Origin of the sequence: Streptomyces sp. NPDC007901, assembly GCF_042959465.1 — a bacterium.
Taxonomy (GTDB): Bacteria; Actinomycetota; Actinomycetes; order Streptomycetales; family Streptomycetaceae; genus Streptomyces.
In genome coordinates, this window is record NZ_JBIBKW010000004.1 from 220,467 (window position 1) to 245,356 (window position 24,890).

Annotated in this window: 24 protein-coding genes; 10 read left to right on the plus strand and 14 right to left on the minus strand. The window is 71.6% G+C overall.

The features are described 5' to 3' along the window. Window positions 1-76 precede the first annotated feature (76 nt). From ACFZDK_RS15675 to ACFZDK_RS15695, 5 genes are all read right to left on the minus strand, one after another. Window positions 77-1,603, minus strand: coding sequence for an MFS transporter (locus tag ACFZDK_RS15675; protein WP_390972815.1), 1,527 nt, complete (start codon window positions 1,601-1,603; stop codon window positions 77-79). Beyond that, window positions 1,600-2,151, minus strand: a complete 552-nt coding sequence (locus ACFZDK_RS15680; protein ID WP_390972817.1) for a TetR family transcriptional regulator — start codon at window positions 2,149-2,151, stop codon at window positions 1,600-1,602. The genes ACFZDK_RS15675 and ACFZDK_RS15680 overlap by 4 nt, the downstream gene beginning before the upstream one ends. 85 nt (window positions 2,152-2,236) lie before the next feature. Then, entirely contained in the window at window positions 2,237-3,208 is a 972-nt protein-coding gene (locus ACFZDK_RS15685) for an aldo/keto reductase (RefSeq protein WP_390972819.1), read from the minus strand. Window positions 3,209-3,387: 179 nt separating this feature from the next. After that, window positions 3,388-4,821, minus strand: coding sequence for an argininosuccinate lyase (gene argH / locus ACFZDK_RS15690; protein WP_390972820.1), 1,434 nt, complete (start codon window positions 4,819-4,821; stop codon window positions 3,388-3,390). A 79-nt stretch (window positions 4,822-4,900) separates the two neighbouring features. Then, window positions 4,901-6,094 carry an argininosuccinate synthase gene (locus ACFZDK_RS15695; protein ID WP_390972822.1) on the minus strand — a complete coding sequence of 398 codons (1,194 nt, stop codon included), beginning with the start codon at window positions 6,092-6,094 and terminating at the stop codon, window positions 4,901-4,903. Between the two features lie 189 nt (window positions 6,095-6,283). Here ACFZDK_RS15695 and ACFZDK_RS15700 point away from each other — a divergent pair, with 189 nt between their 5' ends. The 3 genes from ACFZDK_RS15700 to ACFZDK_RS15710 all read left to right on the plus strand — a co-directional run bounded on the left by ACFZDK_RS15700 (window position 6,284) and on the right by ACFZDK_RS15710 (window position 8,598). Then, window positions 6,284-7,153, plus strand: coding sequence for a hypothetical protein (locus ACFZDK_RS15700; RefSeq protein WP_390972824.1), 870 nt, complete (start codon window positions 6,284-6,286; stop codon window positions 7,151-7,153). Between the two features lie 149 nt (window positions 7,154-7,302). Beyond that, on the plus strand, window positions 7,303-7,890 hold the full coding sequence (locus ACFZDK_RS15705) for a pyridoxamine 5'-phosphate oxidase family protein (RefSeq protein ID WP_390972825.1): 588 nt from the start codon (window positions 7,303-7,305) through the stop codon (window positions 7,888-7,890). Between the two features lie 3 nt (window positions 7,891-7,893). Beyond that, on the plus strand, window positions 7,894-8,598 hold the full coding sequence (locus ACFZDK_RS15710) for a L,D-transpeptidase family protein (protein WP_390972828.1): 705 nt from the start codon (window positions 7,894-7,896) through the stop codon (window positions 8,596-8,598). 109 nt (window positions 8,599-8,707) lie between these two features. Here ACFZDK_RS15710 and ACFZDK_RS15715 read toward each other — a convergent pair whose 3' ends face one another. Continuing rightward, a complete protein-coding gene (locus tag ACFZDK_RS15715; protein WP_390972830.1) occupies window positions 8,708-10,225 on the minus strand; it encodes an ATP-binding protein in 1,518 nt (505 codons plus the stop codon). Continuing rightward, window positions 10,222-10,962: a response regulator transcription factor gene (locus ACFZDK_RS15720; protein WP_359222658.1), complete on the minus strand. Its 741-nt coding sequence runs from the start codon at window positions 10,960-10,962 to the stop codon at window positions 10,222-10,224. Before ACFZDK_RS15720 ends, ACFZDK_RS15715 begins: the two co-directional genes overlap by 4 nt. Window positions 10,963-11,113: 151 nt before the next feature. Here ACFZDK_RS15720 and ACFZDK_RS15725 point away from each other — a divergent pair, with 151 nt between their 5' ends. The 7 genes from ACFZDK_RS15725 to ACFZDK_RS15755 all read left to right on the plus strand — a co-directional run bounded on the left by ACFZDK_RS15725 (window position 11,114) and on the right by ACFZDK_RS15755 (window position 18,342). Next, window positions 11,114-12,472, plus strand: a complete 1,359-nt coding sequence (locus tag ACFZDK_RS15725) for a ferric reductase-like transmembrane domain-containing protein (protein ID WP_390972832.1) — start codon at window positions 11,114-11,116, stop codon at window positions 12,470-12,472. 10 nt (window positions 12,473-12,482) lie between these two features. Beyond that, a complete protein-coding gene (locus tag ACFZDK_RS15730) occupies window positions 12,483-12,965 on the plus strand; it encodes an FMN-binding protein (protein ID WP_390972834.1) in 483 nt (160 codons plus the stop codon). Between the two features lie 59 nt (window positions 12,966-13,024). Further along, window positions 13,025-14,407, plus strand: a complete 1,383-nt coding sequence (locus ACFZDK_RS15735) for a ferric reductase-like transmembrane domain-containing protein (protein WP_390972836.1) — start codon at window positions 13,025-13,027, stop codon at window positions 14,405-14,407. Window positions 14,408-14,444: 37 nt separating this feature from the next. Next, a complete protein-coding gene (locus ACFZDK_RS15740) occupies window positions 14,445-15,248 on the plus strand; it encodes an FMN-binding protein (RefSeq protein WP_390972838.1) in 804 nt (267 codons plus the stop codon). A 55-nt stretch (window positions 15,249-15,303) separates the two neighbouring features. Beyond that, entirely contained in the window at window positions 15,304-16,044 is a 741-nt protein-coding gene (locus ACFZDK_RS15745; RefSeq protein ID WP_390972840.1) for an FAD:protein FMN transferase, read from the plus strand. A 302-nt stretch (window positions 16,045-16,346) separates the two neighbouring features. Continuing rightward, complete coding sequence (locus tag ACFZDK_RS15750) at window positions 16,347-16,517, plus strand: hypothetical protein (protein WP_390972842.1); 171 nt, start codon at window positions 16,347-16,349, stop codon at window positions 16,515-16,517. Further along, window positions 16,474-18,342 carry an ABC transporter transmembrane domain-containing protein gene (locus ACFZDK_RS15755; RefSeq protein ID WP_390972844.1) on the plus strand — a complete coding sequence of 623 codons (1,869 nt, stop codon included), beginning with the start codon at window positions 16,474-16,476 and terminating at the stop codon, window positions 18,340-18,342. The genes ACFZDK_RS15750 and ACFZDK_RS15755 overlap by 44 nt, the downstream gene beginning before the upstream one ends. A gap of 31 nt (window positions 18,343-18,373) precedes the next feature. Here ACFZDK_RS15755 and ACFZDK_RS15760 read toward each other — a convergent pair whose 3' ends face one another. From ACFZDK_RS15760 to argC, 7 genes are all read right to left on the minus strand, one after another. Continuing rightward, on the minus strand, window positions 18,374-19,129 hold the full coding sequence (locus tag ACFZDK_RS15760) for a zf-HC2 domain-containing protein (protein WP_390972846.1): 756 nt from the start codon (window positions 19,127-19,129) through the stop codon (window positions 18,374-18,376). After that, complete coding sequence (locus ACFZDK_RS15765; RefSeq protein WP_355710981.1) at window positions 19,119-19,706, minus strand: sigma-70 family RNA polymerase sigma factor; 588 nt, start codon at window positions 19,704-19,706, stop codon at window positions 19,119-19,121. The genes ACFZDK_RS15760 and ACFZDK_RS15765 overlap by 11 nt, the downstream gene beginning before the upstream one ends. Window positions 19,707-19,815: 109 nt before the next feature. After that, on the minus strand, window positions 19,816-20,361 hold the full coding sequence (locus ACFZDK_RS15770) for an arginine repressor (protein WP_123978432.1): 546 nt from the start codon (window positions 20,359-20,361) through the stop codon (window positions 19,816-19,818). A gap of 7 nt (window positions 20,362-20,368) precedes the next feature. Beyond that, window positions 20,369-21,565, minus strand: coding sequence for an acetylornithine transaminase (locus tag ACFZDK_RS15775; RefSeq protein ID WP_390972848.1), 1,197 nt, complete (start codon window positions 21,563-21,565; stop codon window positions 20,369-20,371). Beyond that, window positions 21,562-22,464, minus strand: a complete 903-nt coding sequence (gene argB, locus ACFZDK_RS15780; RefSeq protein WP_390972850.1) for an acetylglutamate kinase — start codon at window positions 22,462-22,464, stop codon at window positions 21,562-21,564. The genes ACFZDK_RS15775 and argB overlap by 4 nt, the downstream gene beginning before the upstream one ends. After that, complete coding sequence (argJ, locus tag ACFZDK_RS15785; RefSeq protein ID WP_390972852.1) at window positions 22,461-23,612, minus strand: bifunctional glutamate N-acetyltransferase/amino-acid acetyltransferase ArgJ; 1,152 nt, start codon at window positions 23,610-23,612, stop codon at window positions 22,461-22,463. The genes argB and argJ overlap by 4 nt, the downstream gene beginning before the upstream one ends. Then, window positions 23,609-24,637 carry an N-acetyl-gamma-glutamyl-phosphate reductase gene (gene argC, locus ACFZDK_RS15790; protein ID WP_390972854.1) on the minus strand — a complete coding sequence of 343 codons (1,029 nt, stop codon included), beginning with the start codon at window positions 24,635-24,637 and terminating at the stop codon, window positions 23,609-23,611. Before argC ends, argJ begins: the two co-directional genes overlap by 4 nt. Between the last annotated feature and the right edge of the window lie 253 nt (window positions 24,638-24,890).

Genomic DNA, 24,890 nt, shown 5'->3' on the forward strand with positions numbered 1-24,890 from the left:
GGGTGGGTGGGGGCTGGTCGCGCCCACGCGGCGGAGCCGCATATCGACTACGCCCCGCGCCCCCAGGGGGTTGCGCCTACGCGGCGCTTTCCAGTTTCTGTCCCTTGAGCAGGAACCACGCTGCCACCGCCGTGGCCAGGAGGACTGCGGCGCCTGCGCCTGAGGCCAGGTGGAGGCCGTGGACGAAGGAGTCGCGGGCTGCGGTCAGCATGTCGGTCGCCGTGGGGGTGGGCATGGTTCTGGAGGCCTCCAGCGCGGCGCCCAGGGATTCGTGGGAGGCGGCCGGGGTGCCCGGCGGGGCCGTGAAGTCGCGGTAGACGCCCATCACGATCGAGCCGAGCAGGGCGATGCCCAGGGCCGCGCCCAGTTCGTACGCCGTCTCGGAGACCGCCGAGGCGGCGCCCGCCTGGTCCTTGGGGACGCTGGAGAGGATGACGTCCGCCGTGACCGTGAAGGAGAAGCCCGCGCCGACGCCGACCACCAGGAGGGCGGCGCCGAGGATCGGGTAGCCGGTGGACTGGGAGAGGGTGGTCAGCGCCGCGAGGGCCACGCCGACGGCCGCCAGGCCGCCGGAGACCACCGCCCGCACCGAGTAGCGGCGGGCCGCCCGGCCGGCCACCAGCCCGGCCGCCACCGCGCCCACGGCGGCGGGGAGTTCGGCCAGACCCGCCTCGAACGGGGGCCTGCCCTGGACCAGTTGCAGGTACTGCGAGAGGAAGAACACCAGGCCGGACATGCCGAGCACGGTCAGCAGGTCGGCCAGGACCGCTCCGCTGAAGCCGCGCTCGCGGAACAGGCGCATGTCCAACAGGGGCTTGGGCATGGTGAGCTGACGGCGGACGAACCCGTAGAGGGCGGCGGCGCCGAGCAGGGCGGCGGCCGCGGTCACTCCGGTGAGGCCGTGGGCGGCGGCCTCCTTCACCGCGTACACGACCGCGATCATGCCGACCAGCGACAGGACGACGCTGATCAGGTCCCAGGGGCCGGGGTCCGGGTTGCGGGACTCGGGGAGCGTCCTGATGCCGACGAGGACCAGGACCACCATCACCGGCAGGTTGATGAGGAAGACCGAACCCCACCAGAAGTGTTCGAGCAGGAAACCGCCCACGATCGGGCCGACGGCCGTACCGGCGGAGGCGGTGGCGCCCCAGATGCCGACGGCGAGGCTGCGTTCGCGCGGGTCGTGGAAGAGGTTGCGGATCAGGGCGAGGGTGGCGGGCATCAGGGTCGCGCCCGCGACGCCCAGCAGGGCGCGGGCCGCGATCATCATGCCGGGGGTCGTCGCATAGGCGTTCAGGACGGATATCGCGCCGAACGCCGTCGCGCCGACAAGCAGGATCCGCTTGCGGCCGATGCGGTCGCCGAGGCTGCCCATGGAGACCAGCAGACCGGCGATGACGAACGAGTAGACGTCACCGATCCAGAGCAGCTGGGTGCCCGTGGGCTGGAGGTCTTCGCTGATGTAGGGGGTCGCGAGGCCGAGGACGGTCGCGTCGACGGCCACCAGCAGCACGGCGAGCACGAGGACGGAGAGCGCGAGCCAGCGGCCCGGGCGCTTCTCCTCCGCCTTCGCGACACGCGCCGGCTGCAGGGTGCTGCTCATGATTCCTCTCTTCTTCGTGCGCCGCCGAGCAGCAGCTCGACGATCATGTAGGTGAAGTCCTTGGGGGCGACGCGGCCTTCGGAGACCGCCCAGGCACCGGAGGCCAGCAGGCCGTACAGCGCCTCGGTGAGCCAGGCGGGCGTGAGATCGATACGGAACTCGCCGTCGCGCTGGCCGCGCCGGAAGAGCGCCGCGATACGGTCGTCGATCCTGGCCCAGCCCTGGTTCTGTCCGTCGCCCTCGAACAGCTGGTTCTCGGTGTAAAGGAAGGCCAGCAGGGCGGCGGCCGGTTCGATCTCGCGGACCAGGCGATGCACGGCGTCGACCGCCGGGCCCTCGTCCAGCCGGGCCGCGTCCAGGGCCGCCTCGCACTCCTCGATACCGAGCGCCTCCAGCGCGCGGACGAGCGCGTCCCGACCGGCGAAGTGCCGGTGCAGGGTGGCCCGGCTGATCCCGGCGGCCTTGGCCACCTCGTCCATGGTCGCGGTGGATTTGCGGGTCAGCAACGCGGCCGCGCTGCGGAGGACGTGGTCACGGTCGAGGGCCATGAGACAAGAGTAGCCCATGTGAGACATCTTTGTCTCACGATGGGCATGCGTGATTCAGAGGGGGTGGGTCAGGTCCGGTTTCGGGTCAGTGCCAGGGCAGGCTGCCGCGGCGCTCCCAGTAGGTCTGCGGGGCCTCGGTCAGGGTGGCCAGGCGGGTCAGCTGGTCCGCGTCGAGGTCGACCGCGGCCGCGTGCAGGTTGGAGGCGAGCTGGGTGAGGGTCGCCGCGCCGGAGAGGACGACTCCGGCCCAGGGCTGACGGAGGACGACGGCGAGGGCGACGGCGTCGCAGCCCAGGCCGGTCTGCTCGGCCACGGCCCGCAGGGCGTCGGGGGCGTGCGGGGCGGCCAGCCGGCCGTTGGCCATCCCTTCCTTCACGATCACCGTCAGTCCGGCGTCGTGCGCCTCGGCGAGGGCGGGGCCCGCCGAGGTCTCCAGGGCGTTGTACGTCGACTGGACGGTACGGAAGAGGGGCTCGCCGTCGACCGTGATGGCGAGGGCCGCGCGGATCGCGTCCGCCTGGGCCGGGCCGCTGGTGGAGAAGCCGATGCTGAGGCCGGTCGCCGCCGCTTCGGCGAGGCGGGCGTGGAGTTCCTTGTCGGTGAGGGCGGGGCTGTCCGGGGTCACCGAGTGGATCTGGTAGAGGTCGAGGCGGTCGCCGAGGAGTGCGGCGGACTCGGCGCGCTGGCGGTCGTAGGTCGCGAGGCTGTGGTCCTTGACCTCGTGCTTCTCGGCGTCCGTGGTCCAGTCGGCGGTGTAGGTGTAGCCCCACTTGCTGCCGACGACCACGTCGGTGAGGTCGGGGTGGGCGGTCAGCCAGTCGGCGAGGAACTCCTCGGAGCGGCCGTAGGAGCGGGCCACGTCGAAGTAGCGGACGCCCTGGGCGTAGGCGGCGTCGAGGAGTTCGTGGGTGCGGGTGCGGAGGGCTTCTACGGTGCGGTTCTCTCCGAGGTCCTCGTCGCGGTTGAGGTTGATGTAGCCGGGGCGGCCGACTGCGGCGAGACCGAGGCCGATGTGGCAGGTGGGGGTTGTTGCTGTTGCCAGTCGGGCGAAAGGCATCGCGGGCTCCGTTTCGGTCGGCCTTGGACAGGGCTTCGACCAACGTAACCCGCGATGACCTTTGGGTCGCCGTTCAGCTCGGGGGGTTCGGTGCGGGTGCGGGTGCGTGGGGGCTGGTCGCGCCCACGCGGCGGAGCCGCATATCGACTACGCCCCGCGCCCCTGGCGGGGCGCTGCCCTTACGCCTGCTTCTTGGCTTCCGCCCATTGGTGCTGGGCCGCCAGGTTCGCCTTGACCTCGGCCAGTTGGACGGCGACCGCGCTCGGGGCCGTGCCGCCGCGGCCGTTGCGGGAGGCGAGGGCGCCGGGGACGTTGAGGACCGAGCGGACCTCGGGGGTCAGGTGGGCGGAGATCTTGGCGAACTGGTCGTCGGTCAGCTGGTCGAGTTCCTTGTTCTCGGCCTCTGCCGCCTTGACGCACTCGCCGGCCACCTCGTGGGCCACCCGGAACGGAACGCCCTGCTTGACCAGCCACTCGGCGATGTCGGTGGCGAGGGAGAAGCCGGCCGGGGCCAGTTCCTCCATGCGCTCGCGGTTGACGGTGAGGGTGGCCATCATGCCGGTGAAGGCGGGGAGCAGGACTTCCAGCTGGTCGCAGGAGTCGAAGACCGGCTCCTTGTCCTCCTGGAGGTCGCGGTTGTAGGCGAGGGGCAGGGCCTTGAGGGTGGCCATGAGGCCGGTGAGGTTGCCGATCAGGCGGCCGGACTTGCCGCGCGCCAGCTCCGCGATGTCGGGGTTCTTCTTCTGGGGCATGATCGACGAGCCGGTGGAGAACGCGTCGTGCAGCGTCACGAAGGAGAACTCCTTCGTGTTCCAGATGATGACCTCCTCGGCGATCCGGGAGAGGTTCACGCCGATCATCGCGGTGATGAAGGCGAACTCGGCGACGAAGTCACGGGAGGCCGTGCCGTCGATGGAGTTCGCGGAGCTGCCGTGCTCGAAGCCGAGGTCCTTCGCCACCGCCTCCGGGTCCAGGCCGAGCGAGGAGCCCGCGAGGGCGCCGGAGCCGTACGGGGAGACGGCCGTGCGCTCGTCCCACTGGCGCAGCCGCTCCGCGTCCCGGGACAGGGACTGGACGTGGGCCAGGACGTGGTGGGCGAAGAGGACCGGCTGGGCGTGCTGGAGGTGGGTGCGGCCGGGCATCGCCACGTCCGGGTGGGCCTCCGCGAGGCCGACCAGGGCGTCCTGGAGGTCGGCGATCAGGCCGCCGATGGTGCGGGCGTGGTCCCGGAGGTACATCCGGAAGAGGGTGGCGACCTGGTCGTTGCGGGAGCGGCCGGCGCGGAGCTTGCCGCCGAGGTCGGGTCCGAGGCGTTCGAGGAGGCCACGCTCCAGGGCGGTGTGCACGTCCTCGTCGGCGATCGTGCCCACGAAGGAGCCGTCGGCGACGTCGGCCTCGAGCTGGTCGAGGCCCGCGATCATGCGCTGGAGTTCGTCCGCGGTGAGCAGGCCCGCCTTGTGCAGCACGCGTGCGTGGGCACGCGAACCGGCAATGTCGTAGGGCGCCAGCCGCCAGTCGAAGTGGACGGACGCGGACAGCTTCGCCAGGGCCTCGGCGGGACCGTCGGCGAAACGGCCGCCCCAGAGCCGTACGTCACCGCTGTTGCTGCTCACTTGCGTTGCTCCTAGAAGAGATCCGGATGTGGCACCGCCTCCCCGGCCATGAACGGGGAGGCGGTCGTCACGCTACTGCTCAGGACAGGTCCCGTTTGGCCGCGATCTTCGACGACAGGCTGTAGATGTCGACGAAGCCCTTGGCCGCGGCCTGGTCGAAGGTGTCGCCGGTGTCGTAGGTGGCGAGGTTGAAGTCGTAGAGGGAGGACGCGGAGCGGCGGCCGGTGACCACCGCGCGGCCGCCGTGGAGCGTCATCCGGATGTCTCCGGTGACGTGCTGGTTCGCCTCGTTGACGAAGCCGTCCAGGGCGCGCTTGAGCGGGGAGAACCACTGGCCGTCGTAGACGAGTTCGCCCCAGCGCTGCTCCACCTGACGCTTGTAGCGGGCGAGTTCGCGCTCGACGGTGACGTTCTCCAACTCCTGGTGGGCCGTGATGAGGGCGATCGCGCCGGGGGCCTCGTACACCTCGCGGGACTTGATGCCGACCAGGCGGTCCTCGACCATGTCGATCCGGCCGACGCCCTGGGCGCCGGCGCGCTCGTTGAGCTCCTGGATCGCCTGGAGAACGGTGACGGGGCGGCCGTCGAGCGCGACCGGGGCGCCCTCCTTGAAGGTGATGATCACCTCGTCGGCCTCGCGCGGGGTGGCCGGGTTCTGCGTGTACTCGTAGATGTCCTCGATCGGGCCGTTCCAGATGTCTTCCAGGAAGCCGGTCTCGACGGCGCGGCCGAAGACGTTCTGGTCGATGGAGTACGGGGACTTCTTGGTGGTGGCGATCGGGAGGCTCTTCGCCTCGCAGAAGGCGATCGCCTTGTCGCGGGTCATCGCGTAGTCGCGGACCGGGGCGATGCACTTGAGGTCGGGGGCGAGGGCCACGATGCCGGCCTCGAAGCGGACCTGGTCGTTGCCCTTGCCGGTGCAGCCGTGGGCGACCGTCGTGGCGCCGTGCTTGCGGGCGGCGGCGACCAGGTGCTTGACGATCGCCGGTCGGGAGAGGGCGGAGACCAGCGGGTAGCGGTCCATGTAGAGGGCGTTCGCCCTGATCGCCGGGAGGCAGTACTCCTCGGCGAACTCGTCCCTGGCGTCGGCGACCTCGGCCTCGACCGCGCCGCAGGCGAGGGCGCGCTTGCGGATGACGTCCAGGTCCTCGCCGCCCTGGCCGACGTCCACCGCGACGGCGATGACCTCGGCATCCGTCTCCTCGGCGATCCAGCCGATGGCGACGGAGGTGTCCAGCCCGCCCGAGTAGGCGAGCACGACGCGCTCGGTCATGGGTCCCTCCTCCCGTACATCCGCTTGCTATGCATGAGTATGCAGAGCTCTGCATGATTCGTCAATCCGGCCGGGTTCGGCGGACCGATGTGAAAAAGGTTTGAACAAACGAAACCGCTTACTCGTACCCATGCCTGAACGCTGGCGCCGCGTTTGTAAACCCACCTCTGACCCAAGTGAGGCATCCGCATGTCCAGGGCTCTTCCGAAGTACAACAAGCGTCGTGTCGTGTTCATCGGCGGCGCTGCCGCCGTGGCGCTGTCCGGTGCGGTCATCGCCGGTTCCGCCCTCGCCGGAACACCGGACAAGAGCAGCGACACCAGCAATGCCCGCACCCTCGCCGCCTCGCCCGGCACGATCACCTGCCCGGACGTGGCCTCCCAGCTGCCGGCGATCCCCGCGACCGCGAAGGCCGAGGTCGACAGAAACCTCACGCTCCTGCAGACGCAGATCCAGGAGGCCAACAAGCGGCTGGTCGACACCGTGGGCCAGGGTGGGCCGAACTTCGTGAACAACGCGATCCTCGGTCCCCTCAAGGACAAGCGCGTCGCGACCATCAACCGGATCGCGACCGCGATCGGCCGGACGGCCGCCAAGCCGACGGGCCTGGACTCGCTGGCTCCGTGCGCCCTGAACGCGAGCGGGACCAACACGAACACCGGCAGCGGGACCGCGACCGGCGCGGCCTCCGCCTCCGCCACGCCGAGCACGGCGGCGACCCAGCAGCAGTCGACGGGCAGCACCGGTAACGCGGGCAGCAGCGCGGTGGGCACGATCACCTGCCCGGACGTCGCCTCCAAGCTGCCGGCGATCCCCGCCTCCGCGCAGGCCGAGGTCGCCCGCAACCTCACGCTCCTCCAGACTCAGATCGACGAGGCCAACAAGCGGCTCCAGACGACCGTCGGACAGGGCGGCCCGAACTTCGTGCAGAACGCGATCCTCGGCCCGCTGGCGGACAAGCGGAAGTCGACGATCGACCGGATCGCCATCGCGATCGGCCGGACGTCGGCCAAGCCGACCGGCCTCGACTCCCTGGCCGCCTGCACGCTCACCAAGTGACGTGACAGGCAGCTGTGGCCGCCCCGTGTACAGCGCCGGCCGGGGCGGCCACAGTGAGGCCTGGCCTTTCCTGGCCCGTCCCGCCCTCCCCCGTCCGTATCCCGGAATTCCTTAGACGCGTGAAGTAATCGCGCGGACAATTCCGAGGCATGGGAAAGACCTATGAGCGCATCGACGGCAGGCTCCGCACGTTCATCGAGGAACAGCCCCTCTTCTTCACCGCCACCGCCCCGCTCGCGGGCGACGGCACGGTCAACCTCTCCCCCAAGGGCCTCCAGGGCTCCTTCGTCGTACTCGACGAACTCACCCTCGCCTACCTGGACTTCGCCGGCTCCAACGCCGAGACCATCGCGCATCTTCGAGAGAACGGCCGTATCACCCTGATGTGGTGTGCCTTCCAGGGCCCGCCGAACATCGTGCGGGTGCACGGGCGGGGTGAGGCGGTCTTCCGCGACGACCCGCGCTTCGCGGAACTCCTCACCCGTTTCCCGGACATCGACCCGACCCTGCACGGACTGCGCGCGATCATCGTCGTACACGCCGAACTCATCCGCGACAGCTGCGGCTACGCGGTCCCCTACATGGCGTACGAGTCCGACCGCGAGCTGCACGGGAAGCGGTTCGCGCGTGAGGACGACGCGTCGCTGAGCGCGTACTTCGAGCGCAAGGAGCACATCGCGGTGAGCCTGGATGGCCTACCCGGGCTGCCGTTGCCGCTGCCGCCCTCTACCGTCTGAGCCATGCGCCCAGGCTTCGTCGTCGCCCTTGTGTCCGCGTCCCTGCTGCTGCTCGGCGCGGCACCGGGGGACGGGGACACCTCGCCGCTGCCCGCCCGGATGGCCGACACGGGTGGCGGCAGCCAGCTGATCACGGCGGAGGCGTCCGCGCTGAACTCGACGTCGGGGACGCTGACGTGGTGGGAACGGCGGGGAGGGGAGTGGGCGAAGGTGGGGTCCGCCGACGCGCGGTTCGGGGCGAAGGGGCTGGTCGAGGGGGCCCGGCGGCAGCAGGGTACGAACACGACCCCTACGGGGTTGTACGACCTTCCGTTCGGGTTCGGCATCCAGGCGGCGCCGACGGGGACCTCGGTCATGTACCGGGCGGTGACGGCGAATTCGTGGTGGTGCCAGGACAACGACTCCGCCTCTTACAACCGTTGGGTGGAACCGCTGCCGTCCGACTGCCGCGCCGCTCAGGCGGAGAAGCTGTCGTCGTACGGGACGCAGTACGCGTACGCGCTGGTGATCGGGTTCAACTACGCGCAGCCGGTGCGGGGGCGGGGGGCCGGGATCTTTCTGCATGTCAATGGGGCGGGGGCCACGGCGGGGTGTGTGTCGGTGCCGGAGGATGCGATGCGGCGGATTCTGCAGTGGGCGGATCCTGGGAAGGCGCCGCATATGGCCATCGGGACGGTGGGCGGGGATACGGCTCTTACCCGGTATTGAGTGAGAATGCGGTTCGCCGTGGGGAGTGCGGTGCGATGGCGAGTAACGGTTGTGCGTGGCTGATCGCGCCCACGCGGCGGTAGCCGCAAGTCGATACAGCCTCGCGCCCCTAGGTGGGTGACCCGAGCGGAAGTTCCACGGTGAACGTCGTTGAGCCCGGGCGGCTCTCCAGCGTCACCGTTCCCCCATGTGCCTCCACCACCGCCGCCACGATCGACAGGCCGAGGCCCGCTCCGCCGCCGGGGGCGTCTGCGCGGCGGCGGTGTTCGGCTCGGGTGAAGCGTTCGAAGACGCCTGGCTGGATGTCCGGCGGGATGCCGGGGCCGTCGTCGTGGACGCGCACGATCGCCGAGCCGTCCTCCGCCTCCAGCAGCACCGTGACCTTCGTGCCGGCCGGTGTGTGCAGGCGGGCGTTGGCCAGGAGGTTGGCCAGTACCTGTTGGAGGCGGTGGGTGTCGCCGGTGACCGTGACCGGGTCCTCGGGGAGGTCGAGGGTCCAGCGGTGGTCGGGGCCTGCGGCGCGGGCGTCGGTGACCGCGTCGAGGATCAGGTGGGTGAGGTCGACCTGCTGGGCCTCCAGGGGGCGGCCTGCGTCCAGGCGGGCCAGCAGGAGGAGGTCGTCGACCATCTCGCCCATCCGGGAGGACTCGGCGGCGATGCGTTCCAGGGCCCGGGTGACCTCGGGGGGTACCGGGCCGGGGTGGAGGAGGGCCAGTTCCGCGTGGCCGCGGACCGAGGCGACCGGGGTGCGCAGTTCGTGGCTGGCGTCGGCCGCGAAGCTGCGCAGGCGTTCCTCGCTGGCGTGGCGCTTGGTGAGCGCGTCCTCGACATGGCCCAGCATGCGGTTGAAGGCGGTGGCCACCTGGCCGACCTCGCTGCGGGGGTCCGTGTCGGGGGCGCGCGGCGGCAGGGCCACCTCACCGCTGGCGAGCGGGAGTTCGCTGACCCGGGTGGCGGTCGCGGCGACGCGGCTGAGGGGACGCAGGGACCAGCGGACCCAGAGGGCACCGGCCACCCCGGCGACGGCCAGGGCGAGGCCGAAGACCGCGGCAGCGACCAGTTCCAGGCGGTGCACGGTGGCCCGTACCGGCTCCAGGGGCAGACCGGTGATCAGGACGTCGCCGTCGAGGCCGGTCCAGGCCACGAGCCGGTAGTCGCCGATCGACTTCAGGCGGACCGAGTGCCCCTGGCCGTCCACCGGCAGCTCGGCCAGGACCGCGCGGTCGTGTGCGGTGAGGCCGACGGTCAGGTCGGGATCGTCGTCGGCCGGGATCAGGGCCGCGTTGGTGATCCGGCCGTTCAGGAGGCGCGCGCCGAAGGTGCCGGAGGCCTGGCGGCGGGTGTCGCCGTGCTCGTCGCCGTCCCGGTCGCTGGGCTTGTACCTGTCGTGTTCGAGGGACTGCGGAAAGCTCGGGCCGCTCTGCTGGAGCTGCTGGTCCAGGCGGCCGGTGAGGAAGCCGTTCAGCTCGACCACCGCCGCGACGCCCACGGCCGCGCAGCTCACCGCCAGCAGCACCACCAGGCCCGCGGTGAGGCGGGCGCGGAGGGTGCGGGGGATGCGGGGGCGGGGGATGCGGGGGCAGGGCAGGTGCCGTAGCCGCGGCCTGCGTCGTCGTAGGGGATTCACCTGGTCACCGGCTTGAGGACGTAACCCGCGCCGCGCACTGTGTGGATCATGGGCTCGCGGCCGGCGTCCACCTTCTTGCGCAGGTAGGAGATGTACAGCTCGACGACGTGGGCGCGGCCCCCGAAGTCGTACGACCAGACGCGGTCGAGGATCTGGGCCTTGCTGAGGACGCGGCGCGGGTTGCGCATCAGGAAGCGGAGGAGTTCGAACTCGGTCGGGGAGAGTTCGATCAGTTCGCCGGCCCGGGTGACCTCGCGGGCCTCCTCGTCCATGGTGAGGTCGCCGACCGTGAGCCGGGGGCCGTCCTCCTGCTGGCGGGCCATGCCGGCCCGGCGCAGCAGGCCGCGCAGCCGGGCGACGACCTCCTCCAGGCTGAAGGGCTTGGTGACGTAGTCGTCGCCGCCCGCGGTGATGCCGGCGATCCGGTCCTCGACGGCGTCCCTCGCGGTGAGGAAGAGCACACAGACGTCCGGCTTGACCTGGTGCAGGGAGCGGAGCACGGCGAAGCCGTCGGTGTCGGGGAGCATCACGTCGAGGACGACCGCGTCCGGCAGCAGCTCGCGTGCCGTCGTGAGCGCGGTGGCGCCGTCACCGGCCGCGCGGACCTGCCAGCCCTCGTAGCGCAGGGCGCCGGTGAGCACCTCCGCGAGGTCGGGGTCGTCGTCGACGACGAGGACGCGGAGCGGGGTGCCGTCGGGGCGGGTGAGGGCCGGGCGGCCGGAGCGGGTCGTGTTCATCGCGTCTACCAGCATCGCTCGTCCGGGTGAAGAGGGGTGACTCCCGGTCCTCTGAGTTTGCTCTGAGTCGGCTGAGCCGGCGGCCACTGAGAGGTCGCTCAGAAGTTCGGGCTGCACAGTGGCGGCACCGGACGGAGAAAGGACGCGACTCATGACGACCGTGGACGAACGGCGTACGGCCCCCGCCGTGCCCGCCGTGCCCACGCCCCGCTCCCCCGCGGGTGCCGTGCTCGCCGTGCTGTGGGCCGGCGCGGCGGCGGTGCTCCTGCTGTGGTGGTCGGACACCGGCTCGGTCGTCGGCGCGGCGGGCTGGCTGACCGGGGCCGGGCGGATCGCGGGGCTGCTGTGCGGGTACTCCTGTGCGGTGCTGGTCGGCCTGATGGCCCGGGTGCCGCTGCTGGAGGTCCGGGTCGGCTCCGACCGGGTCGCGCGGTGGCACGCGATGGCCGGGCGGTACACGGTCTGCCTGCTGGTCGCGCACGTCGTGCTGATCCTCTCCGGGTACGCGGCCCAGGACCACGCCTCGCTCGTCCACGAGACGGTCGACGTCGTCCTGCACTACCCGGAGATGCTCAAGGCCACCGCCGGCACGCTGATCCTCTTCGCGGTGGGCGTCACCTCGGTGCGCGCGGTGCGCCGTCGTACCGGCTACGAGTTCTGGTACTACGTCCACCTCCTGACCTACGCGGCGGTCTTCCTCGCCTTCGGCCACCAACTGGCGCTCGGCAACGACCTCAACGGCAAGCCGGTCGCCACCGCCTTCTGGTACGCGCTGTACCTGGGGGTCGCGGCCCTCGTGCTGTGGTTCCGGGTGCTGGCTCCGGTACGGCTCAACCTGCGGCACCGGCTGCGGGTGGACTCCGTGCAGCAGGAGGCGCCGGGCGTGTACTCGGTCGTGGTGCGCGGGCGGCGGATCGGCGAACTGGGCGCGCGCGCCGGGCAGTTCTTCCGCTGGCGGTTCTTCGGCGGCGACGGGATGGGCTGGACGTCGACGCCGTACTCCCTGTCGGCGCCGCCGCGTGGCGATCTGCTGCGGATCACGGTCAAGGCGCTCGGTGACCACAGCGCGGCCGTGTCGCTGCTACGGCCCGGCACCCGGGTGTGGGCGGAGGGCCCCTACGGCTCGCTCACCGCCGACAAGGCCACCAGCCACCGCTCGCTGCTGATCGCGGCCGGTGTCGGGGTCACCCCGCTGCGGGCCCTCTTCGAGACCCTGCCCGGCGAGGTCACGCTGCTCTACCGGGCCCGTACCGCCGAGGACCTGGCGCTCGGCGGCGAGCTGGAGGCGATAGCGCGCTGGCGCGGGGCCCGGGTGCTGTACGCCCTCAACGGGCCGCGCGGCGAGCGCCCCGACCTCTCGGCAGACGCGCTGCGGGCGACCTTCCCCGGCCTCGCCGGGCACGACGTGTACATCTGCGGCCCGCACGGCTTCGCCCAGGAGCTGTACGGCGCGCTGCGGGCCGCCGGGGTGCCGGACCGCCGTATCCACCACGAGTCGTTCGAGCTGTGAGGGCCCCGTTGTGCACGCACTGAACAAGAACCGTCCGCTGCGCCGCGTCCTGCTGGCGAGTGCCACGACCGTCTCCGGGATCGTGCTGCTGCTGGCGCTGAAGCCGCACACCGGCCCGACCGTGGTCACGGACTCGGTGGCCCCGGCGCCGTCCAGCAGCGCGAGCGCCGCACCGGAGGCGTCGAGCGGCACCGGCGGAAGCACCAAGAGCACCGGTACCAAGACCGTCACCGGGGACACCGTGCAGACCCGCTGGGGTCCGGTGCAGGTGCGGGTGACCATCAAGAGCGGCAAGATCACGGACGTGACGGCCGTCCAGTACCCGCAGGACAACCCCCGGGACCAGGAGATCAACAGCTACGCCCTGCCGCAGCTGCGCAGCGAGGCGCTGGCGGCGCAGAGCGCGAGCATCGACACCGTCTCCGGGGCCACCTACACCAGCCAGGGTTACCAGCAGTCACTCCAGTCGGCACTGGACTCCGCGGGTCTCTGAACGCTCAGGCTGTGCGGCACGTATCTGTGGGCCAAGGGTCAAGTCCCCACGGAGGAACCGTGACCACCACACTCGCAGGCGGACGTGCCGCCCGCCGCCAGACGATGCGCCGCATCCGCCCGCGCCGCTCCCCGGCCGTCCCGCTGCTGCTCGCCGTATGGGCGGGCGCAGCGGCCGTGCTCTGGCTGTGGTGGCACAACACCCCGTCCATCGCCGACCAGAACGGCAAGATCCTCAACGCGGGCCGTATCACGGGCCTGCTGGCCGGCTATCTGATGGCACTCGTCGTGCTGCAGATGGCCCGGGTGCCCGCGCTGGAGCGCCGGGTCGGCTCCGACCGCGTCGCCCGCTGGCACGCGATGAGCGGCCGCTACACCCTCTGCCTGGTCTTCGCGCACGTGTTCCTCATCATGTGGGGGTACGCGCTGCAGGCCGGCAAGACGCTGAACGACATCGTCCAGCAGACCATCGACTCCGTGAACCAGCTGCCCGACATGGGCAAGGCGGCCATCGGCACCGGTCTGTTCGTGGTCATCGGCCTGACCTCGATCGGCCCGGTCCGCCGCAGGCTGCCGTACGACACCTGGTACCACGTGCACCTGCTGACGTACGCGGCGGTGTTCCTGACGTTCTGGCACCAGATCACCACCGGCAACGACTTCGCGCTCACCCCGATCGCCAAGACCTTCTGGTACGGGTTGTACGGCGCCGTCACCGCGCTGGTGGTCTGGTACCGGATCCTCACCCCGATCCGGCTGAACCTGCGGCACCGGATGCGGGTCGAGGCGGTCATCGAGGAGACGCCGGGCATCGTGTCGGTGCTGATCGGCGGGCGCAAGCTGCACCGGATGGGCGCGGAGGCCGGCCAGTTCTTCCGCTGGCGGTTCCTGGCGCCCGGGATGCGGTTCAGCTCGCACCCGTACTCCCTGTCGGCGGCCCCCCGCCCCGACATGTTGCGGATCACCGTCAAGGCGATCGGCGACCACAGCGCGCGGCTGCGCGAACTACGGCCCGGGACCAAGGTGTGGGCCGAAGGGCCGTACGGGGCGATGACCGCGTCCCGGCGCAGCCGCGGCAAGGTCCTGCTGGTGGCGGGCGGCGTGGGGATCACGCCCATGCGGGCGCTGTTCGAGACGCTGCCCGGCGCCGCGGGCGACCTGACCCTGCTCTACCGGGCCAACACCACGCAGGACCTGGCCCTCTGGGACGAGCTCGCGAAGATCGCCAACGAGCGCGGGGCGCGGCTGATGTACGCGGTCAACAGCCCGGAGGGCGAGCGTCCCGACATCTCCGCGGAGAACCTCCAGCGGAAGATCCCGGACATCGACAACCACGACGTCTTCATGTGCGGCCCGCCCGGGTTCGCGCAGGGAGTGTACGAAGCGCTGCGCGGCGCGGGGGTTCCCGCCCGCCGCATCCATCACGAGTCGTTCGAGATGTGAGCGACGGGAATCCAGGGGAATCGGGAGTTCTGGAACGATGAGGAAGAGTCACCCCCTCAGGCGTGTGGTGCTGGCCACCGCGGGAACCGTGTCCGCCGTCGTGCTGCTGCTGTCGCTGAAGCCGTCGTCGGACCCCACGTCCGCGTCGGCGGCGGGCGCGGCCCCGTCGGCCGCGGCGGCCGGGCAGGAGTCGCCGCAGGGCGGCACCGGGGCCGCCGGGGCCACGACGGTCACCGGCGACGCGACCCAGACGCAGTACGGGGTCGTGCAGGTCCGGCTGACCGTGGCCAACGGCAAGATCACCCAGGCCGAGGCGGTCCAGGCGCCCAAGGGCGGCACCAGCGACCAGAAGACCGCGCTGTCGGTGCCCCAGCTCAACAAGGAGACGGTGGCGGCGCAGAGCGCGAACATCGACTCCGTCTCCGGGGCGACCTACACCAGCACCGGCTACAAGCAGTCCCTGCAGTCGGCGCTGGACAAGATGAAGGAGGCGGCCGCGTCCTCGCCGTCCGGCTCCTCGTCCTCCTCCGGGTCCTCAGGCTCCTCCTCCGGGTCCGCGCAGGCGCAGGCCAAGGTGCTGACCGGACAGGTCGCGCAGACCCAGTACGGGCCGGTCCAGGTCCGCATCACGGTCTCTGGCGGGAAGATCACCAAGGCCGAGGCCGTGCAGGCGCCCAGCGGCGGCACCAGCGACCAGAAGACCGCGCTGTCCGTCCCGAAGCTCAACCAGGAGGCGGTGGCGGCCGGCAACGCCACCATCGACTCCGTCTCCGGAGCGACCTACACCAGCACCGGCTACAAGCAGTCCCTGCAGTCGGCGCTGGACCAGGCCGGTGGCTGAGGCCGTGGCGGAGTCCGCGGAAGCTCCCGCCGCGGTACGTCATGCGGAAGAGGTCATGGGGACTGTCTTCTCCTTTGACGTCCGCGGCGGGGATCCGGACGCGGTACGGGCGGCCCTCGACGAGGCGGTCGCCGGGCTGCACCGGGTCGACGAGGTGTTCAGCACCTACCGCGAGGACAGCCAGGTGTCCCAGCTGGCGCGGGAGGAGATCGGGGTCGACGCCTGCGATCCCGAGGTGGCCGAGGTGCTGGAGCTGGCCGCCGAGGCGGAGCGGGTGAGCGACGGCTGGTTCAGCACGCGCTACCGGGGCCGGCTCGACCCCACCGGGATCGTGAAGGGCTGGTCCGCCGAGCGGGCGGCACGGTCGCTCTCCCTGCTGCCCGGGGTCACCGGCGTCAGCGTCAACGGCGGCGGCGACGTCCAGATGTACGGCGCGCCCGAGCCGACCCGCGCCTGGCGAGTCGGCATCGCCGATCCGCTGCGGCCGGGCGGACTGGCCGCGGTCATCTCGGCGGCGGGCGTTGCGGAACTGGCGGTGGCCACGTCGGGCACGGCCGAGCGGGGCGCCCACATCGTCGACCCCCGCACGGGGAAGTCGGCGGTCACGGACCTGGTGGCGGTGACGGTGGTGGGTCCACGCCTCACGTGGGTGGACTGCTGGGCCACGGCGGCGTTCGCGATGGGGTCGCGGGAGGGGCTGTCCTGGCTGGAGTCGCTGCCGGGGGTGGAGGGGTTGCTGATCACGGCTGGGGACGAGGTGCGGTGCACTGGAGGCTTGGCCGCGCGTCTGGGCTGAGGGCGGGGTTTCGCCTACCGGCGCCGGCAGGGTGCCTCCCCATCGCCCACCCGTGCCGCCCCATGCGGGCACCTCCCAGGCCCTTGAGGCACTGGGGGAGGCACGCATGCCCGCAGCTACGACGTGCCCCGTCAGGGGCGCGGGGCTGTATCGGTGTGCGGCTCCGCCGCGTGGGCGCGACCAGCCCCCACTCGCCCACACCCGACCCAGAACGCGAAGTTTTTCCGATTCATCCCGCAGAAGGCCATCCAAACTCCCTCCTCGGCCGTACCCCCTGTGAAGCAAGTTTCAGGAGGAACGACATGGCCATCTTCAGCAACCTCATGCCGGCCGACCACCGTCATGACCACGACGACCACCACCACGGCCACGGACACGGCGACCACGACGACCACCACGGCCACCGTCACGACCACGACGACCACCGTCATGACCACGGCGACCACCACGGCCACGGACACGGCCGCTACTGACCGCATCGGAAGGCCGAGCGGGCCGACCCCCGGGGGAGCCGGCCCGCTCCGTCCTGACGCCGTGGTCGCGGCCGCACCCCCCGTGTCGCCGCGCGAGGTGTTCCGCCGGTTCTGGCCGTACACCCGCGGCGGCCGCCGCTGGCTCGTGCCGCTCGTCCTGCTGAGCCTGACCTCCCCCGCCGTCGACGCCGCCGAACTCTGGCTCTTCAAGATCGTCGTCGATGACGTCCTCGTCACCCGGGAGCTGCGGCCCTTCGTATGGATCGCGCCCGCCTATCTGGGCCTCGTCGTCTGCTCCGGCGGACTCCGCTACGCCGACGACGTGACCTCCACCTGGGTCGGCGAACACTTCCTGCTCGCGCTGCGCTCCGACGTGTTCCGGCATGTCCAGGGGCTCTCGCTCGGCTTCTTCGAGCGGCGGCGGCTCGGGGACGTGCTGTCCCGGGTCACGGGCGATGTCGACGCGGTGGAGGCCTTCCTGTTGTCCGGGGTCGCCGACGCCCTCTACTACGTGATCCGCCTCGGCGTCTTCCTCGGCCTGCTGTTCTCCCTGAGCCGGGACCTGACTCTGCTCTCCCTCCTCGTCGTCCCGTTGTTCTGGGGCTCCGCCCGGCACTTCTCGCGGCTGGTCAAGGAGGTCTCGCGGGAGCGCAGGCGGCGCAGCGGCTCGCTCAGTGCGATCGCCGAGGAGTCGCTCGGCAACGTGGCACTGGTGCAGGCGTACAACCGGCAGGGCTGGGAGGCACGCCGGTTCGAACAGGAGAGCCTCGGCAGGTTCCGGGCGGCGATGGCCTCGGCGCGGATCCGGGCCGTGTACGGGCCGGTCGTGGAGTTCATCGAGGTCGCGGGCGGTCTCGCGGTGCTGGGTCTGGGCACCTGGAAGCTGGCCCAGGGCCAGCTGAGCCTCGGCGGTCTGCTGGTGTTCCTCGCGCTGATCGGCAAGCTGTACAGCCCGGTGCACGGTCTGTCCGGGCTCGGCACCACCTTCTACGCGGCCTCCGCCTCGGCGGAACGGATCATCGAACTGCTCGACCAGCGGCCCCAGGTGACCGAGGCGGCGGGGGCGCGGCGGATCCGGCGGGCGCGCGGCGCCGTGGAGTTCGACGGGGTGTGGTTCCGCTATCCCGGTACGGCGGCCTGGGCGCTGTCGGACGTGTCCTTCCGGGTGGCGCCCGGGGAGAGGCTGGCGCTGGTCGGGGCGAGCGGGGCGGGCAAGTCCACGGTGGCGAAGCTCCAGTTGCGGTTCTACGACCCCGACCGGGGCGCGGTCCGCCTGGACGGGACCGATCTGCGCGAGCTGGCCCTCTCCGACGTGCGGGAGAACGTCGCGGTGGTGCTCCAGGAGACGCTCGTCTTCCACGGCACCGTGCGGGAGAACATCGCCTACGGGCGGCCGGCGGCCACGGAGGCGGAGATCGTCGCGGCGGCGCGTGCCGCGGACGCGCACGAGTTCGTCGAGCGGCTCCCAGAGGGCTACGACACGCTGGTCGGCCAGCGCGGCCGGACGCTCTCCGGGGGACAGTGCCAGCGGCTGGCGATCGCGCGGGCGATGATCCGGGACGCGCCGGTGCTCCTGCTGGACGAGCCGACCACCGGGCTCGACGTCCGCTCGGGGCGGCGGATCATGGATCCGCTGCGCCGGCTGATGGCCGGGCGGACGACGGTCGTCATCTCCCACAACCTGCTGACCGTCCGCGACGCCACCCGGATCGTGGTGCTCGACCACGGCCGGGTCGTCGAGGACGGCGCGCACGCGGACCTGCTCGGGCGCGAGGGGCCGTACGCCCGGCTGCACCGGCTGAACGCGGGCGCGGTGCTGTCCTGAGCGACGCCGCTCCCCCGCCGCCCCGGGCGGCTCACCCCTCCGGGGTCACCACCTTGCCCTTCTGCAGCTGGGCGGTGGCGAGGACGGTGCCGTCGGCGGCGGCCAGGCGGGCGCCGCTGTAGCGGGTGAGGTCGACGGGGACGGCGACGCCCCAGTTGCCGCGTCCGTCGCGCAGCGGGAAGTCGCCGACGCGGGTGGTGCTGCCGTCGGCGCGTTCCAGGAGGCAGGTGGCCCTGCCGTTGTAGGGGGTGCCGGTGAGGGCGACGGACATGAAGATCCAGGCGGGGCTGCCGGGGTGGGCGTAGACCTCGCCGACGGGCTGTCCGCCCCCGGCCGGGATCATGTCCCCGACCAGCACGGGCTCGGACTCGCCGGCGGGCGACGAGGCGGTGACGGCCCCCTCCACGGCGGTGCCGATCGCCCAGCCGGCGAAGCCGACCGCGACGGCGAGGGCGGTGGCGAGGGCGGCGAGCCGCAGCCGGGCCCGCCGGGCGGGACCGCGCCAGTCGCGCGGGGCGGTGCGGGCGGGCCGCTGTCCTTCGGTCCCGGCCGCCTGCTGGACCAGGCTGCGCGCCACCCGGGTCTCGAAGCCGGGCGGGGGTTCGGCGTCCGGCAGCAGGCCGATCAACCGGTCGCCGATCCCGGTCAGTTGCCGGACGTACTCCCGGCAGTCCGCGCATCCGTCCAGGTGGGCGACGGCCTCGGCCCGCTCACGGCCGGGCAGGACGCCCAGCGCCAGCTCGGCGCCGACCTCCCGCAGCTTCTCGCAGTGCGCGTCACTGGACATGGTCGCCCCGCTTCGGAGACGTGAGTGCGGTGCGGAGTTTCGCCATCGCCGCTCGGATCCGGGTCTTCGCGGTGCCCAGCGGGATCTGCTCCGCCTCGGCGATCTGCTGGGCCGTCATGCCGTAGATGCCGGCCATCATCAGGGCCCTGGCCTGCTCCCTGGGCAGCCGTGCCAGTGCGGTCCGGAGCTGGGAGGAGGCCTCCTCGGCCAGGGCCCACCGCTCGGGGGTCTCGGTGACGGCGTCGAGCAGCGGGTCGAGGTCCTCGGGTGCCATCGGTTCCGTCCGCCGGGCGCGGACGGCGTCGACGGCGAGGTTGTGCGCGATGGTGGTCAGCCAGGTGGCGACCGAGCCGCGGCGCGAGTCGTAGATCTGGGCGTGCCGCCAGGCGCGCTCGAAGGTCTGCTGGGCGATGTCCTCGGCGAGCTGCTGGTCGCCGGTGACGGCCATGGCGACGCCGAAGACCCGATGCTGGAATCTCCGTACGAAGATCTCGGCGAGCTCCGGATCCCCGGTGGCCAGCCCGGACAGCAGCGCCTCGTCCGGGAGGCGGCCGACGGGGAACCGGAAACCCGACACACCTCTGTATACGTTCGACGGCCGCCAGGGGATTGCCCGCCCGCCTTCCCGCCCGCCGCGGAAGATCACATACCCATTCTCCGTCGGCGGGCCGGGCCCCGCACGCGGGTCAGTGGCCGTTCTGGGCCAGGCGCAGCAGATGGTCCGCGAGGGCCTGCCCGCCGGTCGGCTCCCGGCTGATGAGCAGCAGGGTGTCGTCCCCGGCGATGGTGCCCAGGATGTCGTGCAGCTCCGCCTGGTCGATCGCCGAGGCGAGGAACTGGGCGGCGCCGGGCGGGGTGCGCAGCACGACCAGGTTCGCCGACGCCTCCGCCGAGATCAGGAGTTCCTGGGAGAGGCGGCGCATCCGCTCCTCCTTCGCCGACTCCCCCAGCGGCGCGCGCGGGGTGCGGAAGCCGCCCTCGCTCGGGACCGCGTAGATGAGCTCGCCGTCGGTGTTGCGGATCTTCACCGCGTTCAGCTCGTCGAGGTCCCGGGAGAGCGTCGCCTGGGTGACCGTGAGCCCGTCGTCGGCCAGCAGCTTGGCGAGCTGGCTCTGCGAGCGCACCGGCTGCCGGTTGAGAATGTCCACGATCCGGCGGTGCCGGGCGGTCCGGGTCTGCGGCACCGCAGCCCCCGTCCCGCCGGACTGGTCGAACTCCTGCGCCTGGCTCATCGTCGTCTCATTCTCCGGATCGTCCGTCCCCGCTCGCTGCGTCGAGGATGCCGGGCAGGGCACTGAGCAGCGCGTCCGTCTCGGCGTCGCGGAGGTTCAGCGGGGGCATCAGCCGTACGACGTCGGGAGCGGGCGCGTTCACCAGGAACCCGGCCTCCTGAGCCGCCTGCTGGACCTGCGCCGCCAGGGGCTCGGTGAGCACGATACCCAGGAGGAGGCCCGCACCCCGGACATAATCGATCAACCCGTGGCCGAGACCCTCGATCCCGTCCCGCAACCTCTCGCTCTGCCGCTTGACGTTCTCCAGCAACCCCTCGTTCTCGATGGTGTCGAGGACGGCGAGGCCTGCGGCGCAGGCGACCGGGTTGCCGCCGAAGGTGGTGCCGTGGTGGCCGGGCTGGAGCAGTTCGGCGGCCCGGCCGAAGGCCACGGTCGCGCCGAGCGGCAGACCGCCGCCGAGCTGCTTGGCGAGGGTGACGACATCGGGCAGTACGCCCTCGTGGGCCTGGTAGGCGAACCAGGTGCCGGTGCGGCCGGTGCCGGTCTGCACCTCGTCGAGGACGAGCAGCGCGCCGGTGGCGGCGGTGATCGCGCGGGCCGCCTTGAGGTAGCCGGGCGGGGGTACGACGACACCGTTCTCGCCCTGGACCGGCTCGATGATCACCAGGGCGGTGTCCTCGGTGACCGCGGCGGCCAGGGCCTGCGCGTCGCCGTAGGGCACGTGGGTGACGTCGGGGGGCAGGGGGCGGAACGGGTCCTGCTTGGCGGGCTGGCCGGTGAGCGCGAGGGCGCCCATCGTCCGGCCGTGGAAGCCGCCCTCGGTGGCGACCATGTGGGTCCGCCCGGTCAGCCGGCCGATCTTGAAGGCGGCCTCGTTGGCCTCGGCGCCCGAGTTGCAGAAGAAGACCCTGCCCTCCCGGCCGAAGAGCTGGATCAGCCGCTCGGCGAGGGCGACGGTGGGCTCGGCCATGAAGAAGTTGGAGATGTGGCCGAGGGAGGCGATCTGGCTGCTCACGGCCTCGACGATCGCCGGGTGGGCGTGGCCGAGCGCGTTGGTGGCGATGCCGCCGACGAAGTCGAGGTACTCCCGGCCGTCGGTGTCCCAGACCTTGAGGCCCTCGCCGCGGACGAGGGGCAGGCGCGGGGTGCCGTAGTTGTTCATGAGCGCGCCCTGCCAGCGCGTGGTCAGTTCCTGATTGCTCATGAGTCCCCCTCCGCGTCCGGCACGACCATCGTGCCGATGCCTTCGTCCGTGAAGATCTCCAACAGGATCGAGTGCTGGACCCGGCCGTCGATGACCCGGGCGGTCTGCACGCCGTTGCGCACGGCGTGCAGGCAGCCCTCCATCTTCGGCACCATGCCGGCGCTCAACTCCGGCAGCAGCTTCTCCAGTTGGGAAGCGGTGAGACGGCTGATCACCTCGTCGGAGTTCGGCCAGTCCTCGTAGAGGCCCTCGACGTCGGTGAGGACCATGAGGGTTTCGGCGCCCAGAGCAGCAGCGAGTGCCGCAGCCGCCGTATCAGCATTGACGTTGTAGACATGTCCGTCGTCCTGACTGCGGGCGATGGAGGAGACGACCGGGATCCGGCCGTCGGCGAGCAGGGCCTCGATCGCGCCCGTGTCGATCGCGGTGATCTCGCCGACCCGCCCGATGTCGATCAACTCGCCGTCGATCGTGGGCCGGTGCTTGGTCGCGGTGATGGTGTGGGCGTCCTCGCCGGTCAGTCCGACGGCGAGCGGCCCGTGCTGGTTGAGCAGGTTGACCAGCTCGCGCTGGACCTGCCCGGCGAGCACCATCCGTACGACGTCCATGGCGTCCTCGGTGGTGACCCGCAGCCCGGCCTTGAACTCGCTGACGATGCCGTGCCTGTCGAGGGCGGCGCTGATCTGCGGGCCGCCGCCGTGCACGACGACCGGCTTGAGGCCGGCGTGGTGCAGGAAGACGACGTCCTTGGCGAAGGCGGCCTTCAGGTCCTCGTCGATCATGGCGTTGCCGCCGAACTTGATCACGACGGTCCTGCCGTTGTGACGGACCAGCCAGGGCAGCGCCTCGATGAGGGTCTGCGCCTTGGGCAGCGCGGTGTGCTTACGCGTAGTGCTCATGACGAATAAGCGCTGTTCTCGTGGACGTAGTCGGCGGTCAGGTCGTTGGTCCAGATCGTCGCGGTCTCGGCGCCCGCGGCGAGGTCGGCGACGATGTGCACCTCGCGGTAGCGCATGTCGACCTTCTCGCGGTCCTCGCCCACCCCGCCGTTCTTGCACACCCAGACGCCGTTGATGGCGACGTTGAGCTGGTCGGGGTCGAAGGCGGCCTTGGTGGTGCCGATCGCGGAGAGCACGCGGCCCCAGTTGGGGTCCTCGCCGTGGATGGCGCACTTGAGGAGGTTGTTGCGGGCGATGGACCGGCCCACCTCGACGGCGTCGTCCTCGGAGGCGGCGTTGACCACCTCGACCTTGATGTCCTTGCTGGCGCCCTCGGCGTCCCGGATCAGCTGCTGGCCGAGGTCGTCGCAGACGGCGCGGACGGCCTCGGCGAACTCCGCGTACTCCGGGGTGACGTCGGCCGAACCGGAGGCGAGCAGCAGCACGGTGTCGTTGGTGGACATGCAGCCGTCGGAGTCGACGCGGTCGAAGGTGGTACGGGTCGCGGCCCGCAGCGCCTTGTCCAGGTCCTCGCTCCCGACGACCGCGTCCGTGGTGAGCACGACCAGCATGGTGGCGAGGCCGGGGGCGAGCATGCCCGCGCCCTTGGCCATGCCGCCGACGGTCCAGCCGTCCTTCGTGGCGACGGAGGTCTTGTGCACGGTGTCGGTGGTCTTGATGGCGATGGCGGCCTTCTCGCCGCCGTGCTCGGACAGCTGCGCGGCGGCGGTCTCCACACCCGGCAGCAGCTTGTCCATGGGCAGCAGCACGCCGATCAGACCGGTCGAGCAGACCGCGACCTCGATGGCGCCGCGCCCGAGCACCTCGGCGACCTTCTCGGCGGTCGCGTGGGTGTCCTGGAAGCCCTTGGGACCCGTACAGGCGTTGGCGCCGCCGGAGTTGAGGACGACGGCCGAGACCTGGCCGCTCTTGAGCACCTGCTCGGACCAGAGCACCGGCGCGGCCTTCACACGGTTGGAGGTGAAGACGCCCGCGGCGGCGCGGCGGGGCCCGGTGTTGACCACGAGGGCCAGGTCCGGGTTGCCGTTCTCCTTGATCCCGGCGGCGATGCCCGCCGCCGTGAATCCCTTCGCTGCCGTCACGCTCACGGCGCAACTCCGATCGTGGTCAGCCCGGTGGTCTCGGCGAGACCCAGGGCGAGGTTCATGCTCTGGACGGCACCGCCGGCGGTGCCCTTGGTCAGGTTGTCGATGGCGCTGATCGCGATGATGCGGCCGACGGCCTCGTCGAACGCGACCTGCACCTGAACGGCGTTGGAACCGTGGACGGACGCCGTGGCGGGCCACTGGCCCTCGGGGAGCAGGTGGACGAAGGGCTCGTCGGCGTAGGCCTTCTCGTAGGCGGCGCGGACGGACTCGGCGCCCACGCCGTCCTTCGCCGCGGCGCTGCAGGTGGCGAGGATGCCCCTGGACATCGGCGCGAGCGTCGGCGTGAAGGAGACGGCGACCCGCTCCCCTGCCGCCGCGCTCAGGTTCTGGATCATCTCCGGGGTGTGCCGGTGGCCGCCGCCGACGCCGTACGGCGTCATGGAGCCCATGACCTCGCTGCCCAGCAGGTGCGGCTTGGGCGCCTTGCCCGCGCCGGAGGTGCCGGAGGCGGCGACGATCAGCGCCTCGGGCTCGGCGAGCTGCGCGGCGTAGGCCGGGTACAGGGCGAGGGAGACGGCGGTGGGGTAGCAACCGGGTACCGCGATGCGCTTGGACCCCTCCAGCGCGGCGCGGGCACCCGGCAGTTCGGGGAGGCCGTAGGGCCAGGTGCCGGCGTGCGGGGATCCGTAGAAGCGCTCCCAGTCGGCCGGGTCCTGCAGGCGGAAGTCGGCGCCCATGTCGACGACGAGGACCTCCGGGCCGAGCTGCTCGGCGACGGCGGCGGACTGGCCGTGGGGCAGCGCGAGGAAGACGACGTCGTGCCCGGCGAGGGTCTCGGGGGTCGTCTCCGCGAGCACGCGGTCGGCCAGCGGCAGCAGGTGCGGCTGGAGCGCGCCGAGGCGCTGGCCCGCGTTGGAGTTGCCGGTCAGGGTGCCGATCTCGACCTCGGGGTGCGCGAGGAGCAGCCGCAGGACCTCTCCGCCCGCGTATCCGCTCGCTCCGGCCACCGCCGCACGTACCGCCATGTCCATCCTCCTCCAGATGGCATGACTATACGTTCCGCTGCACTTTTATGCAATGTATGCGGTGACGCCGGCGCCGTTCCCCGCTGTGACCGAGAATTTTAGTTGGCACACGGGGCACGCAAGTTGGCAAATCTTGGGGCCGTCACACTGTGTTGCGGGCAGTACACAAGAAACGCCCCGATCACCGGTCGCGTGGTGCTTCCATGGATGAATGGACGAGGCAGGGCGAGCGAAGATCCCGTCGGATTCAAGT

Bases quoted from the DNA above. Each gene is read 5' to 3' on its own strand.
- ACFZDK_RS15675 (WP_390972815.1), bottom strand. From the start codon at position 1,603: ATGAGCAGCACCCTGCAGCCGGCGCGTGTCGCGAAGGCGGAGGAGAAG.
- ACFZDK_RS15680 (WP_390972817.1), bottom strand. From the start codon at position 2,151: ATGGCCCTCGACCGTGACCACGTCCTCCGCAGCGCGGCCGCGTTGCTG.
- ACFZDK_RS15685 (WP_390972819.1), bottom strand. From the start codon at position 3,208: ATGCCTTTCGCCCGACTGGCAACAGCAACAACCCCCACCTGCCACATC.
- ACFZDK_RS15695 (WP_390972822.1), bottom strand. From the start codon at position 6,094: ATGACCGAGCGCGTCGTGCTCGCCTACTCGGGCGGGCTGGACACCTCC.
- ACFZDK_RS15700 (WP_390972824.1), top strand. From the start codon at position 6,284: ATGTCCAGGGCTCTTCCGAAGTACAACAAGCGTCGTGTCGTGTTCATC.
- ACFZDK_RS15705 (WP_390972825.1), top strand. From the start codon at position 7,303: ATGGGAAAGACCTATGAGCGCATCGACGGCAGGCTCCGCACGTTCATC.
- ACFZDK_RS15710 (WP_390972828.1), top strand. From the start codon at position 7,894: ATGCGCCCAGGCTTCGTCGTCGCCCTTGTGTCCGCGTCCCTGCTGCTG.
- ACFZDK_RS15720 (WP_359222658.1), bottom strand. From the start codon at position 10,962: ATGAACACGACCCGCTCCGGCCGCCCGGCCCTCACCCGCCCCGACGGC.
- ACFZDK_RS15725 (WP_390972832.1), top strand. From the start codon at position 11,114: ATGACGACCGTGGACGAACGGCGTACGGCCCCCGCCGTGCCCGCCGTG.
- ACFZDK_RS15740 (WP_390972838.1), top strand. From the start codon at position 14,445: ATGAGGAAGAGTCACCCCCTCAGGCGTGTGGTGCTGGCCACCGCGGGA.
- ACFZDK_RS15745 (WP_390972840.1), top strand. From the start codon at position 15,304: ATGGGGACTGTCTTCTCCTTTGACGTCCGCGGCGGGGATCCGGACGCG.
- ACFZDK_RS15750 (WP_390972842.1), top strand. From the start codon at position 16,347: ATGGCCATCTTCAGCAACCTCATGCCGGCCGACCACCGTCATGACCAC.
- ACFZDK_RS15755 (WP_390972844.1), top strand. From the start codon at position 16,474: ATGACCACGGCGACCACCACGGCCACGGACACGGCCGCTACTGACCGC.
- ACFZDK_RS15760 (WP_390972846.1), bottom strand. From the start codon at position 19,129: ATGTCCAGTGACGCGCACTGCGAGAAGCTGCGGGAGGTCGGCGCCGAG.
- ACFZDK_RS15770 (WP_123978432.1), bottom strand. From the start codon at position 20,361: ATGAGCCAGGCGCAGGAGTTCGACCAGTCCGGCGGGACGGGGGCTGCG.
- ACFZDK_RS15775 (WP_390972848.1), bottom strand. From the start codon at position 21,565: ATGAGCAATCAGGAACTGACCACGCGCTGGCAGGGCGCGCTCATGAAC.
- argB (WP_390972850.1), bottom strand. From the start codon at position 22,464: ATGAGCACTACGCGTAAGCACACCGCGCTGCCCAAGGCGCAGACCCTC.
- argC (WP_390972854.1), bottom strand. From the start codon at position 24,637: ATGGCGGTACGTGCGGCGGTGGCCGGAGCGAGCGGATACGCGGGCGGA.